Source organism: Streptomyces sp. NBC_01723 (assembly GCF_036246005.1).
GTDB lineage: Bacteria > Actinomycetota > Actinomycetes > Streptomycetales > Streptomycetaceae > Streptomyces.
Window position 1 is genome coordinate 6,893,214 of record NZ_CP109171.1, and the last position, 15,900, is coordinate 6,909,113.

Annotated in this window: 10 protein-coding genes and 6 pseudogenes; 6 read left to right on the plus strand and 10 right to left on the minus strand. The window is 67.1% G+C overall.

Features of this window, described 5'->3' with window-relative positions; genetic code table 11:
• Positions 1-60 precede the first annotated feature (60 nt).
• Positions 61-504 (plus strand): transposase, encoded by a 444-nt coding sequence (locus OIE75_RS32390; RefSeq protein WP_329473070.1) that lies wholly within the window; start codon positions 61-63, stop codon positions 502-504.
• 1 nt (position 505) lies between these two features.
• Here the strand turns inward: OIE75_RS32390 and OIE75_RS32395 are convergent, their stop codons facing one another.
• Complete coding sequence (locus OIE75_RS32395; protein WP_329474011.1) at positions 506-1,273, minus strand: IS5-like element IS1373 family transposase; 768 nt, start codon at positions 1,271-1,273, stop codon at positions 506-508.
• Positions 1,274-1,344: 71 nt separating this feature from the next.
• On the opposite strand from OIE75_RS32395, the gene OIE75_RS32400 reads away from it, so the two are divergent.
• A complete protein-coding gene (locus tag OIE75_RS32400) occupies positions 1,345-1,707 on the plus strand; it encodes a transposase (RefSeq protein ID WP_329473072.1) in 363 nt (120 codons plus the stop codon).
• Here OIE75_RS32400 and OIE75_RS32405 read toward each other — a convergent pair.
• The 8 genes and pseudogenes from OIE75_RS32405 to OIE75_RS32440 all read right to left on the minus strand — a co-directional run bounded on the left by OIE75_RS32405 (position 1,625) and on the right by OIE75_RS32440 (position 12,288).
• The gene (locus OIE75_RS32405; RefSeq protein WP_329473073.1) at positions 1,625-2,155 is read right to left on the minus strand and encodes a hypothetical protein; all 531 of its coding nucleotides are present in this window, start codon (positions 2,153-2,155) and stop codon (positions 1,625-1,627) included. The two genes, OIE75_RS32400 and OIE75_RS32405, sit on opposite strands and share 83 nt — an antisense overlap.
• A 133-nt stretch (positions 2,156-2,288) precedes the next feature.
• The gene (locus OIE75_RS32410; protein ID WP_329473074.1) at positions 2,289-2,798 is read right to left on the minus strand and encodes a DUF4913 domain-containing protein; all 510 of its coding nucleotides are present in this window, start codon (positions 2,796-2,798) and stop codon (positions 2,289-2,291) included.
• Positions 2,799-2,934: 136 nt separating this feature from the next.
• Entirely contained in the window at positions 2,935-4,485 is a 1,551-nt protein-coding gene (locus OIE75_RS32415) for a glycosyl hydrolase (protein WP_329473075.1), read from the minus strand.
• A 513-nt stretch (positions 4,486-4,998) separates the two neighbouring features.
• Positions 4,999-5,290: pseudogene (locus OIE75_RS32420) on the minus strand (IS5/IS1182 family transposase); the annotation flags it as partial.
• 1,432 nt (positions 5,291-6,722) lie between these two features.
• Positions 6,723-7,592 (minus strand): IS5 family transposase, encoded by an 870-nt coding sequence (locus OIE75_RS32425; protein WP_329473076.1) that lies wholly within the window; start codon positions 7,590-7,592, stop codon positions 6,723-6,725.
• Positions 7,593-8,312: 720 nt separating this feature from the next.
• A pseudogene (locus OIE75_RS32430) lies at positions 8,313-8,422 on the minus strand (IS5 family transposase); the annotation flags it as partial.
• Between the two features lie 56 nt (positions 8,423-8,478).
• Positions 8,479-10,014 (minus strand): annotated as a pseudogene (locus OIE75_RS32435) (ISL3 family transposase).
• A 105-nt stretch (positions 10,015-10,119) separates the two neighbouring features.
• A complete protein-coding gene (locus OIE75_RS32440) occupies positions 10,120-12,288 on the minus strand; it encodes an ATP-binding SpoIIE family protein phosphatase (RefSeq protein ID WP_329473077.1) in 2,169 nt (722 codons plus the stop codon).
• A gap of 187 nt (positions 12,289-12,475) precedes the next feature.
• Here OIE75_RS32440 and OIE75_RS32445 point away from each other — a divergent pair.
• From OIE75_RS32445 to OIE75_RS32460, 4 genes and pseudogenes are all read left to right on the plus strand, one after another.
• Positions 12,476-13,142, plus strand: a pseudogene (locus tag OIE75_RS32445) (IS701 family transposase); the annotation flags it as partial.
• 140 nt (positions 13,143-13,282) lie between these two features.
• A pseudogene (locus tag OIE75_RS32450) lies at positions 13,283-14,367 on the plus strand (IS630 family transposase).
• Between the two features lie 102 nt (positions 14,368-14,469).
• Positions 14,470-14,706 (plus strand): hypothetical protein, encoded by a 237-nt coding sequence (locus OIE75_RS32455; RefSeq protein ID WP_329473079.1) that lies wholly within the window; start codon positions 14,470-14,472, stop codon positions 14,704-14,706.
• Between the two features lie 164 nt (positions 14,707-14,870).
• Positions 14,871-15,638, plus strand: coding sequence for an IS5-like element IS1373 family transposase (locus tag OIE75_RS32460; RefSeq protein WP_329474096.1), 768 nt, complete (start codon positions 14,871-14,873; stop codon positions 15,636-15,638).
• Positions 15,639-15,662: 24 nt separating this feature from the next.
• On the opposite strand, the pseudogene OIE75_RS32465 reads toward OIE75_RS32460, so the two are convergent.
• A pseudogene (locus OIE75_RS32465) lies at positions 15,663-15,875 on the minus strand (ATP-binding protein); the annotation flags it as partial.
• Positions 15,876-15,900 lie beyond the last annotated feature (25 nt).

Below are 15,900 nucleotides of genomic sequence, written 5' to 3' on the forward strand. Positions count from 1 at the left end.
GCCCACAGGTTCGGGAACGCAGTCGACCGGCCGCAGCGCCGGCCTCGATACGGCTCGGACATGAGCGATGCCGAGTGGGCCGTGGTGAGGGATCTGCTGCCGGTTCCGGGCTGGCTTTCGGGCTGTGGCGGGCGTCCGGAGGGCTACTGCCACCGGCAGATGATCGACGCAGTGCGCTACCTCGTCGACAACGGCATCAAGTGGAGGGCGATGCCCGCGGACTTCCCGCCCTGGCCGCGCGTCTACGCCTTCTTCGCCCGCTGGCGGGACACGGGACTGGTCACCGAGCTGCACGACCGGCTGCGGGAAGCCGTCCGCGCCGGTGAAGGCCGCAGCGCCGACCCGAGCGCGGGGGTCGTGGACTCGCAGTCGGTGAAGGCAGACGCCACTGTCACCTTCGGCTCACGGGGCTTCGACGCGGGCAAGAAGATCAATGGTCGCAAGCGGCACCTGCTCACCGACACGCTCGGACTTCTCCTAGAGGTTGTCCCGTATGGAGTGTGAGTTATCCAGTGAGGGCCAGGTTGTGCAGTCGGGCGATGCCGAGCATGGCCTGGTGAACTCCGTCGCCCTTGAGTCGGCAGTCCCGCAGGATCTTCCAGTTCTTCAACCGCGACAGGGCGTGTTCCACGCGCGCTCGTGCCCGGCGATGGACGGCGTTCTCTGCCTCCTGCGAGGGGCTGAGGTGGCTCTGGCCTCGTCGTTTGCGGTGCGGGATCAGGAGGCCGGTGCCTTGGTAGCCGCCGTCGGCAAGGGTCGGGGCGCCGCGGCAGGCCCGATCGATGCCGGACTCGGTGAAGGCCCGGCAGTCGTTGCGGCTGCCGGGCAGCGGGAGACCGATGGCCACGACCAGGCGGCTGTTGGCGTCGATGACGACCTGCAGATTGGTCGAGTACCGGTAGTTCTTGCTGGACGCGGCGACACTGCGGTCGCGGGTGGGCACCAGAGTGCCGTCGACGATGTAGACGGTGTCCTTGCGCGGCCGCCGCGCGGGCGAGATGGCCAGCAGCGGTGCGAGATGGTCCAAGATGCGGTCGGCAGCGGACTTCGAGACTCCGAACAACGGCGCCACCTGCCGCAACGTGAGGTTCGTGCGCCAGTACGTCGCCACCAGCAACACCCGGTCTTCGAGCGACAGCCGCCATGGCCGGCCACGCTGAACGTCGCCACCTCGGCGCCGTACCAGTGCCACCAGCCTCGCAAACTGCACCTCGGTCAGACCCGCAAACGGCTCGATCCACTTCGGATCATCTGCTGAGATCACCCCACCCATGCCCGACCAACGCACCAGCAGCACCACCGGTTACGGGACAACCTCTAGCCGTCCTGGTCACACCGGCCTCCGTGACCGACCGGGACGGCGCCCGGTCCCTTCTGCCAGCGGCGGCCGGCCGTTTCCGGCGGCTGGCCCGGGTCTGGGCCGATGGCGGCTACACCGGCCACCTCACCGACTGGACCAGCCAGCACCTCGGGCTCGTCCTCGACATCGTCCGCCGCAGTGAGGACGTCCGGGGCTTCCAGGCCCTTCCCCGCCGCTGGGTCGTCGAACGGTCCTTTGCGTGGTTTCTGCGCAGCCGCCGCCTGGTCAGGGACTACGAACGCCGCCCCGACACGAGCGAAGCCGTCATCCGCTGGTCGATGATCGCCCTGATGAGCCGCCGCCTGGCCGCACGATCTCGTCGGCCTGCAGTCCTGACGGCAGGGTGAACCTCCCGGGCCTCGTCTCCACCAGCCAGCCCCGTTCCACCAGCCTCTTCAGCCGTGCTCTCGCACCCTCGACGCGTGAGGCCGAGGCACTGTCCCAGCCAAGCACCACGGCCGCCCGCCGGGCACCCAGCCCGTCGATCCCGGCCTCGGCCGCGGCTGCCATCACCGCCTGGTAGTCCACCGACAGGTCTTCGACCCCGGCCGCGTTCTGTCGATGCGGCACCGCACGGCGCGGGCCCACCGGCGTCCTCGGCGACGGGCCAACGACTGTCTCGGCCGGCTGTTCCTCCTCGGCGAGCGCTTCCAGATACTGCTCGAGGCCGATCGTCCGAAGCTTGAGAACCTCCTCGGCATCCGCCAAGTCTGCCCGCACCCGCTTCAGTTCGGCTTCGAGCTCATCCACCCGCACGGCAGCGGCCTTCCGCCGCGTTTCCAGGACCGCACGCATCGACGGCATCCGCCACCCCCACCGACTCGATCAGCAACGAGTCGAGGCTCCCGCCACAGCCGCAATCTCATGCCTGACCAGCGGAATCTGCACACGGCATTCGGAAAGAGAACGGCCTCTAAGAAAACCGTCTCTAACCTGTTGGCTCTTGTGGATCACTAGACCGTGCTCCCGATTCCGTCGACGCAACTCCGAACGGGTCGAGAGCGTCGACGGGCGGCCTCTCCTTCGACCGGTGATTGCCGGGTTTGCAGCCGGCGAAGGGGCCCATCGGATCGCGCAGCGAATCCATGACAGGTCTCAGATAGTCCCGGTGCCAGTTGGCAGGTCCACACGCGGGGGAGCCGGGGCCTGTCAGATCCGCCCAAGCAAGCCACAGGCCGTGGAGTTGGGCAATTGCGTCCATATGCTCCCACCAGCGGGAACACCAGGGAGTGGCGGAGGTGACCTCTCGGCCGTACACCGGCAGCAGCACATGGTGGGTCCACAGCGTCAGCTGGCGCAGATTCTGCGCGTACTCGGTCCCCTCCAGGTAGAGGATGAACCGAGGTGGGGACGGAACCTGCGGAGGCGGCGGTGCCTCGGACGGGGGCTCCGCAGGTGACGGGCTCTCCTGCTGGGCTCCGGGGGTGTCGCTGGTCATCGAGTTCTCTTCCAGTGTGCGATGTGGTGTTTCGGACGGCCGATGACGTGCCCAGTGGGGCGGAACAGGCATCGCCTTCCGCGTACTTGCCGCGACCTGATGTGGATCACGGCAAGTCCGTCCAGGGTGATGTGCCTCAGTCCGCGTTGCGGTAGGTGCTGCCGCTGCCGTTCGGGGTGGCTCCGTTGAAGAGACCGGTCGGGCTCGTCTGGGTGGACAGGGCGAACCACGCGTAGCGGTCCACGTAGTCCAGCCTCTCCAGCGTCTCCGCCGATGTCTTGATGAAGCGATTCTGCTCCTGCTCACTCGGGTATCGAGGAGTGCCCTGAGTGAAGTCAATGAGGGCGTACTCGGTCAGCCAGATCGGCTTGTTGTATCGCTCATGGACACGTTCCAGGTAGGCGGCCAGCTGGTAGGTGGCCCGCCAGCTGAAGTCGGAGCCATACCAGTGAACCGGGATGAAGTCGACGCGCAGACCGCGCTCCTGGGCTCCATTCATAAAGCGGTCCAGCCACCCGCCGGGCCTGTCGGCGTCGGTGGCGACCGCCGGAGCCCCCAGGTTCAGGCCTGTCTTCTGCAACTGCGGCCACAGGTCCAGAGCCTGTTCGGGCGTCATATTGGCCTGCGTGGGCGAGTCGGGCTCGTTGAAGCCGAGGAGGTTCTTTCCCTCTCGGGCGGCATTGCCCAGCTCGGCTTCGGTCACCGAGCCGGGGCCCCAGATCGTCGGGACGAACTCGACATCCGTTGGCTTGGTGACTCCGGCACTGGTGGCGGCCCAGTTGTGGTACCACTTCGCTCCGGAGGCCGCCAGCGCCTGGGAGGCGCCTTCGACGGGGTTGAGACCCACGCCCTTGCCGACTGCGTTCGAGGAACGCTCGTCGTGGCTGGCCTCGGGCCCGGGCTCGGGAGCGCGAGGAGGGTCAGAGGCGGGCCGCGTGGCGGCACCGAAACCGTGGAAGGTTACGGTCATGCCGCTGCACTCGCTGCACTGACGGACAACCTGGTTGCCTGCCTCGGCGTCATGCTTGGACCAGGAGTATGCCGAGGGGCACTTTTCCGTGAGCGCTTGGCTGTAGGCGGTCTTCGCGTCCCGGTTCGGGTTGACGCACACCAGCGGACGTCCTGTCACCTGATCTGTGGTCAGATTCTCGGGCGGGCAGACGGCCAGCAAATCGGTGGGGCAGCCGACCGCGGCACACTGTCCGCCGTCCTCAGGCGGCGGTACTCCGTCAGGGGTGATGGTGATGGGCACCGAAACGGCGTTGACGTAGCTGACGTTGTACCAAGGAGCCCAAGCGTCGGCTGTGTCGAAGTTGAACTCGGCCAGACTGGCTGGCTGTTCACCCGTTGAACAGCGGTCGGCGTACGGCCCGCAGTCAGCCACGGCACAATGGAACGTAGTGCCCTCCTCTCCGGTACAGCCCTGGCGGGCGAAGAACTTTCCACGCCAGTGCCCGGGGCCCGAACGTTCGGGGATGGTCACGGTGGCGGACTCTCCCGGCTGCAGCCGGGGCAGTCCGGTGAGTGGGGGTGAGCCGTCGGCATTGGCCGTGGCGCCGACCCAGATGGGACTGTTTGTGTTGTTCCGCAAAGTGACGGTGCGTTCGGCACCCTCGGCTGCCGCTCCGGAAACACGGTCCTCGCGGTCGCCGAAGTAGCCCTGGGGCGCCGAGGCCACGGCTGACACAGCGACAACCAACAAGAGAGCCAGCAGAAGTGATCGAAGTGACATGAGCGATCTCACGCGCATAGAACATGCCTCCCAAGTCGTGATCGACTACACACGCACGACGTACACGCGCGGTGGACGGTTCACTGGGGGATCCTTTGCCACAGCCCCGCTTTTCAGGATGGCGGGAGGACGCAGTTCGACTCAGGCGCGGCCCTGCGGGCCTTGTCCGTACTCCTTCTTGAACTGACCGATTTCTGCGCAATTCCACGGCGCTAAAGTTGTGGAACCGGCGGGCCACCGCACCGAGGCTCCAGACGGCATTGCGGAGGCAGCCACGAGCGTGGCGACCCGCGCGAGTCCGTGCCCGCATTCGTCGACCGGTTCGTCCTGTGCCGCAGCGCCTTGGTGACCAGCCCCGACAGCGGCAGCGCCGCAGCGTCCCCCTCGTCCGACAAGGCATCCCTGGCGAGGACGACGCTGCGGGGGTGCGGGCGGGGGGAGTTTCAGGTGCTGGCCACTGAACCTCTTTTATCCTGAATAGTCGAAGGTCATGAGGGTGTGGACGGCTGCGACGGTGGGTCCGATGCGGATGGTCGAGCAGCGTGCTCGCCGCCAAATGCGCCTGGATTTGAGCCTGGCGAAGGCGCGTTCTCCCGGTTCCGGGAGGCGGGCGTGGTCGCGGTGGCCGTATGGGGGGTGCGGACGGTGGCGTCGGCGCCTTGGGGCAGGCGCGGTCGGCCGGGACCAGGATCTGTCGGGTCAGGCAGGCTTGGACGATGCCGTGGGCACTGGCGGCGGTGAGGGGCCCCGAAGATCCCGGACACCTCGCACCAACGCTCAGCCCCACCGACCTCACGGCTGCACGCGCAGTCGACAGGGCACTCACCCTGCCCGTGAACCATTCCGGCCTAGGTGCCGTGGTGCTAGACGGCAGTCCGCAGTCTCCGGCCACGGCGACGGCTGAACCTGTCAAGGGAGACCCCCGCGGCTGCCGCAGCAACACACCAGACGACGACAAGGAGTTTCGGCATGCCAGACAACAGTGCGGCAGGCGATCAGCCCGGAGAAGATGGTCGAGAGTCACCGCCGCCTTCACTCGGCCAGGTCCCTCCCTTGCACGACATCCCTCTCTACGACGTATCCGCACCCACGGTGGCCACCCCGCCCAGTGCGGCGAATCAGATCTCCCGACCGCCTACCGGACAAGTGGAGCAGGCCGTGGCTGCGGCCGGCCCGGATTCCGAGGTGTGGGATATCGCCCGCGCCATGGCCCGGACGTTCACGAGAACCGCCACGGCGGTAAGAGCAGCCAGCATGTTCCAGGAGCCCGCTGATGCCACCGCTGTCCGAGCGTTCAGCGCCGTACTCGGTGCAGCGGAGGCGCTGACCGTGTCGGTGGAGCAAGCGACAAGGCTCTACGGGCCCCGCAGGCGACCGGACGAGCCCCATCCCGGCGTCAACTATCCGCTGTGGGCCCTGAGCACCGTCGCCATCGCGGGAGCGTTCACGTCCGCGGCCTTCGCTGCCGGAGCAGGACCCGCCGCCCCGGCAGGGGAGGCCGCTGGCCTGGTGGTCTACGGTGTCGCGATGGCAGCGATGGTCGGCGCCGACCGGTACCAGCCTGAGCCCTACACACCCGCGTTGGCGCCCGGTCAACGGGCTGGTTCCGCGTATGAACCTTCACCCCGACACGGGTGGACTCAGACACCGTCAAGCCGCGGAAGCACCGCTTCGACGAGCCACAGTGGGCCAAGCCCGCATGCACGCCGCGGTCCCGCCCGCTGACCGGCCGCCGGCTGCTATTCCACAGCCCAGAGGGGCTGAGGGGCCCTCAGGTCAGGGCGACATCGAGGCGACGAGTGCATTCGAGCAGACGCCATAGCTTGACTCTGTCGGGGATCTCGGGGGGGGGCGAGGTCAACTGCGGAGGGTTCGCCAGGACTTCGACCGGGAGATGGCATGCTGTGTCGGTATCGGATGAATCGTAGGATGCGGCGTCGAAGAAGGTCGAAGTTGACCTGGCCGTGCATCTGTCTCTTCAGCAGTTTAATCCTCATAACGTTGCCCCTGACCACTCCCGAGGTGTGCGTGGTGGTGAGGGCCGAAAGACCGCTGCACGGTCGCGCCGCAAGCCGCTGGTCAACGTGCGGTGTTCTCATTGTCTGTCCAGACGAACGTCGGCGAGTCAGACGTCGAAAGCAAGGTGCTCATTGCGCCGCTCCCGCACTTAGAGGTCGTTTTCGCCCGATGTTTCATCCCGAGATGAGGGGTTTGTTGGCTTCTTTCGGGTCGCGCCAGGAGATCGTGTTCTCGCCAGTGAGGCGGCGGGCCATGAGGTCGGTCATGGCGATGCGGACCACCGCTTCGGACCGGGTCGGCGGGGTTTCGTAGTCGCGGGCCAGGCGCCGGTGGAGCATGAGCCAGCCGTAGGTCCGCTCGACGGCCCAGCGTTTCGGGATCGGGGCGAAGCCCCTGGTCCCGGGCTTGCGGGTGGTGATCTCCATGTCGATGCCGAGGGTCGCGGCGTGCTCGACGAGGTGCTGGCGGTAGCCACCGTCGACCCATACCTTGCGGATGCCGGGGTGCTCGGCGGCGACCCGGTCGAGCAGCGCGGTGCCGGCGACGGAGTCCTGCACGCTCGCTGCGGTGACCAGCACCGCGAGGAGGAGTCCGAGCGTGTCGGTGACGATGCTCCGCTTCCGGCCGACGATCTTCTTCCCGGCGTCGACGCCCTGGCCGGCGGCGGGGACGCTGGTGGAGGTCTTGACGCTCTGAGCGTCGATCACGCAGGCCGACGGCCCGCCGTCCCGGCCCTCCTTCTCCCGTAAGAGCTGCCGGAGAAGGCCGTTGAGCTGGGCAAACACGCCCTCATCGGCCCATTTGGCGAAGTAGCCGTAGACCGTGTTCCAGTGCGGGAAGTCGTGCGGGAGGTAGCGCCACTGGACCCCGGTCCGGTCGACGTACAAGATCGCGTCCATGATGTCGCGCAGGTCATGCTCGGGTGGCCGGCCGAAGTCCAGAGCCCGGCCACGGCGCTCGAAGCGCCAGGCCGAGAGCACCGGCTCGATCAACTCCCAGCGCGCATCGGACAGATCGCTCGGATACGGACGTCGCTTCGTCATGCTTCCGGCGTACCGCCGCGGGCCGAGTGCGCCCAGGCGCACAGCAGCGATGGCGGAAGCACGCGGGCCGCGAAGACCGGGCGTCCTGGGATGAAACAGGAGCAGGCGCCAGCCTGTCCCTCCCACCACCCCATCCGACCCACAAACCCCAAAGCTCAGCAGCTACCTCACGATCACCACAACCTTGCACTCCGAAAATCGGCATATATCCGGGTGACATAGATGCAAACGACCTCTTAAAGAGCGTTTTGTCCCGTCGGGGGTGTTTGGTAAGTCGCGCGGTGTCAGCGGGTTGGGCCACGCACGGATGCGTGTGAGTATCCGCCCGTGGAGTGCGATGTGTGTGGAAGGCCGATGTGGCGATAGCCGGTGCAGCCGGCTGTGCCACAAGAGGAGATCTGGTCCTGTTCCTGGTGCCATGCCGTCACGCATGTGGATGGCGAGTGGTTCGAGGTCTCGCGGCCGCCGTACTTGCCCGTGGGGATGCGCTGGGAGAGGGCCGTCGCGGACGGCCTTCCTGCCGATGTCTCCCACGCCTTCGGCGTCTTCGACAGGACGTTGTGCGGAATCCAGATAGCCGGCATGTCGCCTTCGGATCACTGGTGGCTGTCGGAGCGGGAGAACGCCTGTAGTGCCTGCCGGGAGGCGGCGGGTGTCATTGATGACCGCTGGCTGAAGGGAATGAGGGGCGAGGACGCGCGGGTCAGCGTGGCCCGGCGGCTACGAGTCCTTCCAGTTTGGAGTCGATTCTCGTGTGAGCCTGCGGCTCATCAGGTCGATCATCGCGATGCGGATCATTGCTTCGGAGCGGTGTGGTGGGTTTCGTAGTCGGGGACTGTAAATCGTTCGGCTCTGTCCCGTAATCGGTGGTAACGAAGGGTGATCATCAGTGCAGGAGGATGCGGTGGCGGAGGAGGTCGAAGCCCGCGCGGCCGTGCATCTGCCTCATGATGCGTTTGGTGCGGGTGTTGACGCCTTCGGTCCGTCCGTTGTGGTGCGGGCGGGTGAGGCCGGCGTTGACGGCTGCACGGTCGAGTTCGAGACCGTTCGCAAAGGCGTGGAGGTAGGGCAGTTGGGCCCTGCGGACGCTGTCGATCCACGTGGTGAGTTTCTTGTCATTGCCTGCGGCCGGCGTGATGGGCTGTGCGAACTCACGTGTGAATAAGGCTAGTTGTGTCATCTCTGGGCAGGACGCGGTGAGCTCGGTGAGGAGGCTTGTGTCCTTGTCCCGGAGGTGGTCGGGGTGGGTGAGAAGGAGGCGGGCCAGCTATCGCGGGGTGGTGACGGGTCGGTCGCCTTCTGCCCGGCCCTGAGTGATGTAGCGGTGGAGGAGGTTGAAGCTGCCGGTGTAGCCCTGCTCCTGGATCTCGCGGAACAGCTGCTTCACGGGGACAGCGGGGTCGGCTGTACGACGTTCGCGCAGGTGGTCGCGGTAAGGGTCGACCAGCGTGGGCCGGTAACGCGGTGCCCGGCGCAGGACTTCGGGTTCGCGGGTGCGCGCATAGCGCTTGACGGTGTTGAGGGACAGGTTCATACGGCGGGCACATTCGAGCAGGCCCACATCCTTGCTGAGGAGGTCGTGGATCTTGTGCCAGCGTTCGCGGGTGGTCTGCTCATGGACGCCGGCCGGGCGGTGCGGGTTCGCTGTGGCCCAGCAGGCGCTGTGGGAGCGGACCTCGGCCAGGGTCTTCTCGCACAGGTTCTTCCACAGGTGCCAGCGGTCGCTGACCTGCACCGCTTCTGGCAGGGCCCGGCGCACGGCCTCACCGTATGCGCCGGAGCCATCACGGCAGACAACCTCGACGCCAGGGTGCTCGTGTAGCCACCGCTCCAGGGCGTCGGCGCCACGGCCCGGGAGTACGTCGACGCGTTCGCCGGTTTCGGCGTCAATCAGGACGGTTGCGTAGCGGTGGCGGCGCTTGAGCGCGAAGTCGTCGACGCCCAGGACGCGCGGCACCGGCACCACGGGCAAGGGCAGGTGGGCCAGGAGCCTGAGCGCGGTCGAGCGGGATATCGCCACAGCCAGGACACGGGAGAGGCGGGCGCCCGCCCGGCCCGCTAACTCCTTCACCACCTGGCCGAGCTGGTCGGCGAGGCGGCATGTGCGCCGCTGATAGCGCTCGATCAGGCCGGGGACCTGTTCCCGGAACGTCTGGCGGTGGCACCCCAGGACTGGGCAGACCAGACGCCGGACCTGCACCGATACCACGACTCGCCTGCCGTCCGCTGGCACGTCCGCGATCGTACGTTGATGGATGCCATGCACCCGCCCCGTCGGCTGCCCGCACACTGGGCACTGCACCAACTCGTCCCGCGTCCGGGCCCGCATCCGGATGAACTCGCCCTCGTCCGTCACTTCGTCGACGACGAGCGAGGCGAGTCCCGAAAACACCACGTCCACAAGGTCGTTGACATCTTCCATGTACCGTCAACGACGGTCGTCACCCCTCGTTACCACCGATTACGGGGCAGAGTCGAACGATTTACAGTTCCGGTACGCCTGTTTAGCCCAACCCCGCCGGGTGCATCAGGGGGAGCCGGGGAGGGATTGTTCCGCCCAGATCACCTTCCCGTCGCGGGTGTACCGGGTGCCCCAGTTCTTGGCGAGCTGGGCGACTAGGAGCAGGCCGCGGCCGTCTTCGTCGAAGGTCCTCGCTCGGCGCAGACGGGGAGACGTACTGCTGGCGTCGGCGACCTCGCACGTCAGCGTGGACTGGAGAATCATCCGCAGGCAGAGGGGCTCCTTGCCGTAGCGGATTGCGTTCGTGACGAGTTCACTGACTATGAGTTCCGTGCTGAAGGCCAGGTCGTCCAGCTTCCAGGCGGCCAGATGGTCGGTCGCGTAGGCGCGTGCGTGGGAGACCATCGACGGATCGGATGGCAGCTCCAGGGTTGTGACATGGTTGGCGTCCAGGGCATGCGGGCGCGCGAGGAGGAGGGCGACGTCGTCGGCCGGCCGGGAGGGCAACAGTTCGTCCAAGAGCCGGTCGCAGGTGTCCTCCAGCGAGGGATCGGTTTGGGCGAGGACGTCACGCAGCGTGGCCAGTCCGCTGTCTGGGTCGCGGGTGGAACTCTCGATGAGGCCGTCCGTGAACAGGGCGAGGAGGCTGCCTTCCGGTAGCTCGAACCGGGCGGTTTCGAAGGGGAGACCGCCCAGGCCCAACGGCGGGCCGATCGGCGCGTCCGGGAAGCTCGCCTGTGGGTTCGCCGCGGGGCCGCCGTCGGTCGGCGGGGGCACCACTGCGGGCAGCACATGTCCGGCGCTGGCCAGCGAGCAGATCTGCGATACGGGATCGTAGACCGCATACAGGCAAGTGGCGCTGATCTCGTCCTGGTCCCTGCCCTCCTCGCGCTGCAGCCTGATGACCACGTCGTCGAGGTGGGTGAGGAGTTCGTCGGGCATCAGATCGATGTCCGCGAGCGTCCGCACGGCCGTTCGCAGCCGCCCCATCGTGGCCGAGGCGTACAGACCACGGCCGACCACGTCACCGATGACGAGGGCGATCCGGGCCCCGGAGAGCGGGATTACGTCGTACCAGTCGCCTCCCACGCCGGCCCGGGCTCCGGAGGGCAGGTAGCGGGCGGCTGTCTCGACAGTGGCGTGCCGGGGCACGTTGCTCGGGAGCAGGCTTCGCTGGAGAGCCAGGGCGGTGGCGCGTTCGTAGGTGTAGCGGCGGGCGTTGTCGATGTATATGGCCGCTCTGGAGGTGACCTCCTGGGCCAGGAGCAAGTCGTCGTCGTCGAACGGCGTTGCGTCACGGTGGCGGAAGAACTGTGCGATGCCCAGAGGCCTGCCGCGGGCCCAGAATGGGATCAGCAGCATCGTATGGATGCCGAAGGCGCCGATGGCGTGCCTGTGGGCCTCGGATCCCGCAAGCCATGCGGGGGTGTCGGCGGGCGTGATGCGATGCCGCAGGGGATGTCCGGTGAACAAGGCGCTAGCGGGTTCCGACCCCGGCGCGAAGCCGTGCGTGCGGTCGGTGGGGACCGCTGACTCCGGGCAGCCGTCCAGCACGGAGTGCTGGGCGATGCGGCGCAACACCAGGATGTCCTGCGCGGGAGCGGGGCCTTCTTCGCGGAGTGTGGCGTCGAGAAGATCGACGGTCACGAAGTCGGCTAGATACTCGGTCCCCACTTCGGCAAGTTCCTGAGCGGTGCGGGCGATGTCCAGGCTGGTGCCGATCCGGCAGCTCGCTTCGTTGACCACGATGAGCCGCCGCTGAAGCCGGATGTCCCGCGCGTGCTGGTATGCCGTCACGACCTGTTCGGAGGTGTGATCGATGTAGTCGAACGTTCCCTCGATCAATGCGTCGGCCACCGCGTCGCGCAGCTCAGGGTCGGTAGTGAGATGGGCCGCCTCCTCCCGAATCAGGTCGAGGATGGCGGCATGCCCGATTCGGTAGGCGTGCAGGAGTTCGGTGATCTGCCCGCCGTGCTCGGCCAGACGGGTGGCGAAGCTGACAGCGGCAGGCGGGGCCTGGACGCTAAAGGTGTCGAACTCACGTTCGAGCAGATACAATAAGGTGTCGACGTGCTGGCTGACGGACTGCATGGCCGGGTCTGCGAGGTCGTCGTAAGCCCATACCGAGGGGACCTCCTCGCGCATACGCGAGACCAGGAGGTCGACCAGTTCACCTATGCGTGGCCGTAGTCGAAGCGCAACCTCACGCAGAAGGGCATCGACGTCGATCCTCATAAGGCGAATGTAGCAGATAGTGACTTTTTTTGCCTGTTTGTCGCTTGATTGTCCGACCTGGGCAGGGAAGCCTCGACCCCATGCGGTACGGGCGACGTAGGCATCACCGTGCATCGGCGCGGGTGAGGATTCGCGTGTACAGGCGGGCGGTCCCGGCGCCCGGCCTGTCGCGGCCCCGGTGGTTCCCAATGCCCACCTGCGGGCCGGCCTCGCAGAGCGGGGGATCGACTATGTGCTGGCCGTCCGCGCGGACGTGAGCGCCCATCCATTCGACGTGAAGCCGGTGGCCCCGGAGCGCACGGGCCCGGTCGGCTGCTAGCCCCAGCCCCGCTACCGGGCACCCTCGGTTGCGGCCCTGACGGCAGGGCTCGGGCAGGAGGCGTTCACGTCCCTCACCTGGCGGCAGGGCTCGCGAGGAGAGTTACGGTCCCGCTTCGCCACCGTGCGTGTCCGTCCGGCGGCCAAGGCCGTCGAGCGTCCGATCCGGACTGCCGCCTCGGCTGAACAGGGCTGGTGGGACGGCGTCCTGCCCTGACTGCTGGCTGCTGGTCGAGTGGCCCGAGGACGCCGAGGCGCCCACCGACTACTGGCTGTCCAGCCTGCCGGCCGACACTCCGATCACGGACCTTATCCGTCTGGCCAAGGTCCGCTGGCGCATCGAGCACGACTACCGTGAGCTCAAGCACGGCCTGGGCCTGGACCACTTCGAAGGCCGCTCCTGGCCCGGCTGGCACCATCACGTCACCCTCGTGACCGCCGCCCACGCATTTCTCACCGAACAGCGGCTGGCCTCAAAAGCACCCACACCGGGTTCACCCTCTACCAGACCCTCGACGCCCTCCAGGACGTCCTGAGGTGCTGGACCGGCATCTGCACCACCTGCCACCAGCCCCTGCCCAGACGACCGCACACGACACCAAGATCGAGACAGACCTAACGGAGTCCTACTAGTCTTCTGAGTCATGAGTTCTGTTCAGATGTGTAGGGTTGCCTGGTGGCGCGTACTGGGCGGCCGAAGGCCGAGTTGATCTTGTCGGATGCGGAGCGGGCTGCGCTGGAGGGGTGGGTGCGGTGCTGTTCCACCCCGTAGGCGTGGGCTTTGCGGTGCCGGGTCATCCTGGCCTGTGCGACTGGCGCGTCCAACAAGGACGTGGCCGCACAGCTCGGTTCGACACCGCATGCGGTGGGCCGCTGGCGGAGGCGGTTCGTCGGGCACCGGATCGCCGGGCTGGGTGACGTGCCGCGCTCTGGCGGGCCCCGGACGGTCACCGACGAGCAGGTCGCTGCGGTGGTGAAGCGGACGCTGGAGACCGCGCCGAAGAACGCCACGCACTGGTCGACGCGGGCGATGGCCACGGAGACGGGTCTGTCGCAGTCGACCGTGTCGCGGATCTGGCGGGCCTTCGGCCTGCAGCCGCACCGCACCGCACCGAGACGTTCAAGCTGTCGACGGACCCGCACTTCGTCGACAAGGTCCACGACGTGGTCGGCCTCTATCTGGACCCGCCCGAGAAGGCCCTGGTGCTCTGTGTCGACGAGAAGTCGCAGATCCGGGCCCTTGACCGGTCCCAGCCGGTGCTGCCGATGATGCCCGGCGTCCCGCAGCGGGTCACCCACGTGCGCGCGGGCACCGCCACGTTGTTCGCCGCACTGGAGGTGGCCACGGGGAAGGTGATCGGCTCCCTGCACCGCCGGCACCGTGCCGAGGAGTTCAAGAAGTTCCTGATCAAACTCGACCGGGAGGTGCCGGCGGGCCTGGACGTGCATCTGGTGCTGGACAACTACGCCACCCACAAGACCCCAGCCATCAAAACCTGGCTGCTGGCCCACCCCCGCTTCCACCTGCACTTCACGCCTACCGGCTCGTCCTGGCTCAACCTGGTCGAGCGGTGGTTCGCCGAGCTGACGAGCAAGCAGATACGGCGAGGCGTCCACAGAAGCGTCCAGGCGCTGGAGAAGGACATCCGGACCTGGACCGCCGCATGGAACACCGATCCCAAGCCCTACATCCGGACGAAGACCGCAGACGAGATCCTCGTGTCGGAGTACGGCCTCATTTCCCCAGTTGCGTACGGTTGAACGGCCCCAGTTGATGGCGCGTGTTCGGGGCCCGGCCTGGGTCGAGGTCACAAGATCGTCTCTGCTGTAGGCCGTCTGACCTGGCCCTGGCAGGATGCGTGAATGCTGATCCGAAGAATGGTGGGCTGTGCCGGCCTGCTGGTTGCGCTCGTGGGATGCGGTGGTTCCGGTGACGGTGCTGCAGCCCCGAGTGAAGTAGAGCGTGTGGAGGCGACGGCTTCGATGGACCCGAACTCGATCACTGTCCTGGTGACCTTCGTCGGCGGGTCGGCCGACGGTCTGACCGAACATCGCCCGCTGGCCGAAGCGACGGGCAAGGTGACCATCGATGGTGTGTGACCTATCGAGGCAATCCGGGGCCGCCGCCGGAGGTGAAGGACACCCCCAAGGGCCTGGCCCAGGTGATGAAGCCCGAGTGAGGCAGGAAGGACCTCTTCATCAAGGGACGGTTCTCCCTAGAGGTTGTCCCGTAACCGGTGGTGCTGCTGGTGCGTTGGTCGGGCATGGGTGGGGTGATCTCAGCAGATGATCCGAAGTGGATCGAGCCGTTTGCGGGTCTGACCGAGGTGCAGTTTGCGAGGCTGGTGGCACGGGTACGGCGCCGAGGTGGCGACGTTCAGCGTGGCCGGCCATGGCGGCTGTCGCTCGAAGACCGGGTGTTGCTGGTGGCGACGTACTGGCGCACGAACCTCACGTTGCGGCAGGTGGCGCCGTTGTTCGGAGTCTCGAAGTCCGCTGCCGACCGCATCTTGGACCATCTCGCACCGCTGCTGGCCATCTCGCCCGCGCGGCGGCCGCGCAAGGACACCGTCTACATCGTCGACGGCACTCTGGTGCCCACCCGCGACCGCAGTGTCGCCGCGTCCAGCAAGAACTACCGGTACTCGACCAATCTGCAGGTCGTCATCGACGCCAACAGCCGCCTGGTCGTGGCCATCGGTCTCCCGCTGCCCGGCAGCCGCAACGACTGCCGGGCCTTCACCGAGTCCGGCATCGATCGGGCCTGCCGCGGCGCCCCGACCCTTGCCGACGGCGGCTACCAAGGCACCGGCCTCCTGATCCCGCACCGCAAACGACGAGGCCAGAGCCACCTCAGCCCCTCGCAGGAGGCAGAGAACGCCGTCCATCGCCGGGCACGAGCGCGCGTGGAACACGCCCTGTCGCGGTTGAAGAACTGGAAGATCCTGCGGGACTGCCGACTCAAGGGCGACGGAGTTCACCAGGCCATGCTCGGCATCGCCCGACTGCACAACCTGGCCCTCACTGGATAACTCACACTCCATACGGGACAACCTCTAGGCGACGTCGTTCTCTCGCTCGATGGCCATGAGGCGGTTCTTCAGCCGGTAGCTGGGTCCGTTGATGGAGATGACGTCGCAGTGGTGGAGGAGTCGGTCGAGGATGGCGGTGGCCAGGACCTCGTCGCCGAAGACCTGGCCCCACTCGCTGAAGGTCTTGTTCGAGGTCAGGATGATGGATCCCCGTTCGTAGCGCTTTGAGATGAGTCGGGTAGCCGGGTCACGTTGCCGTGAC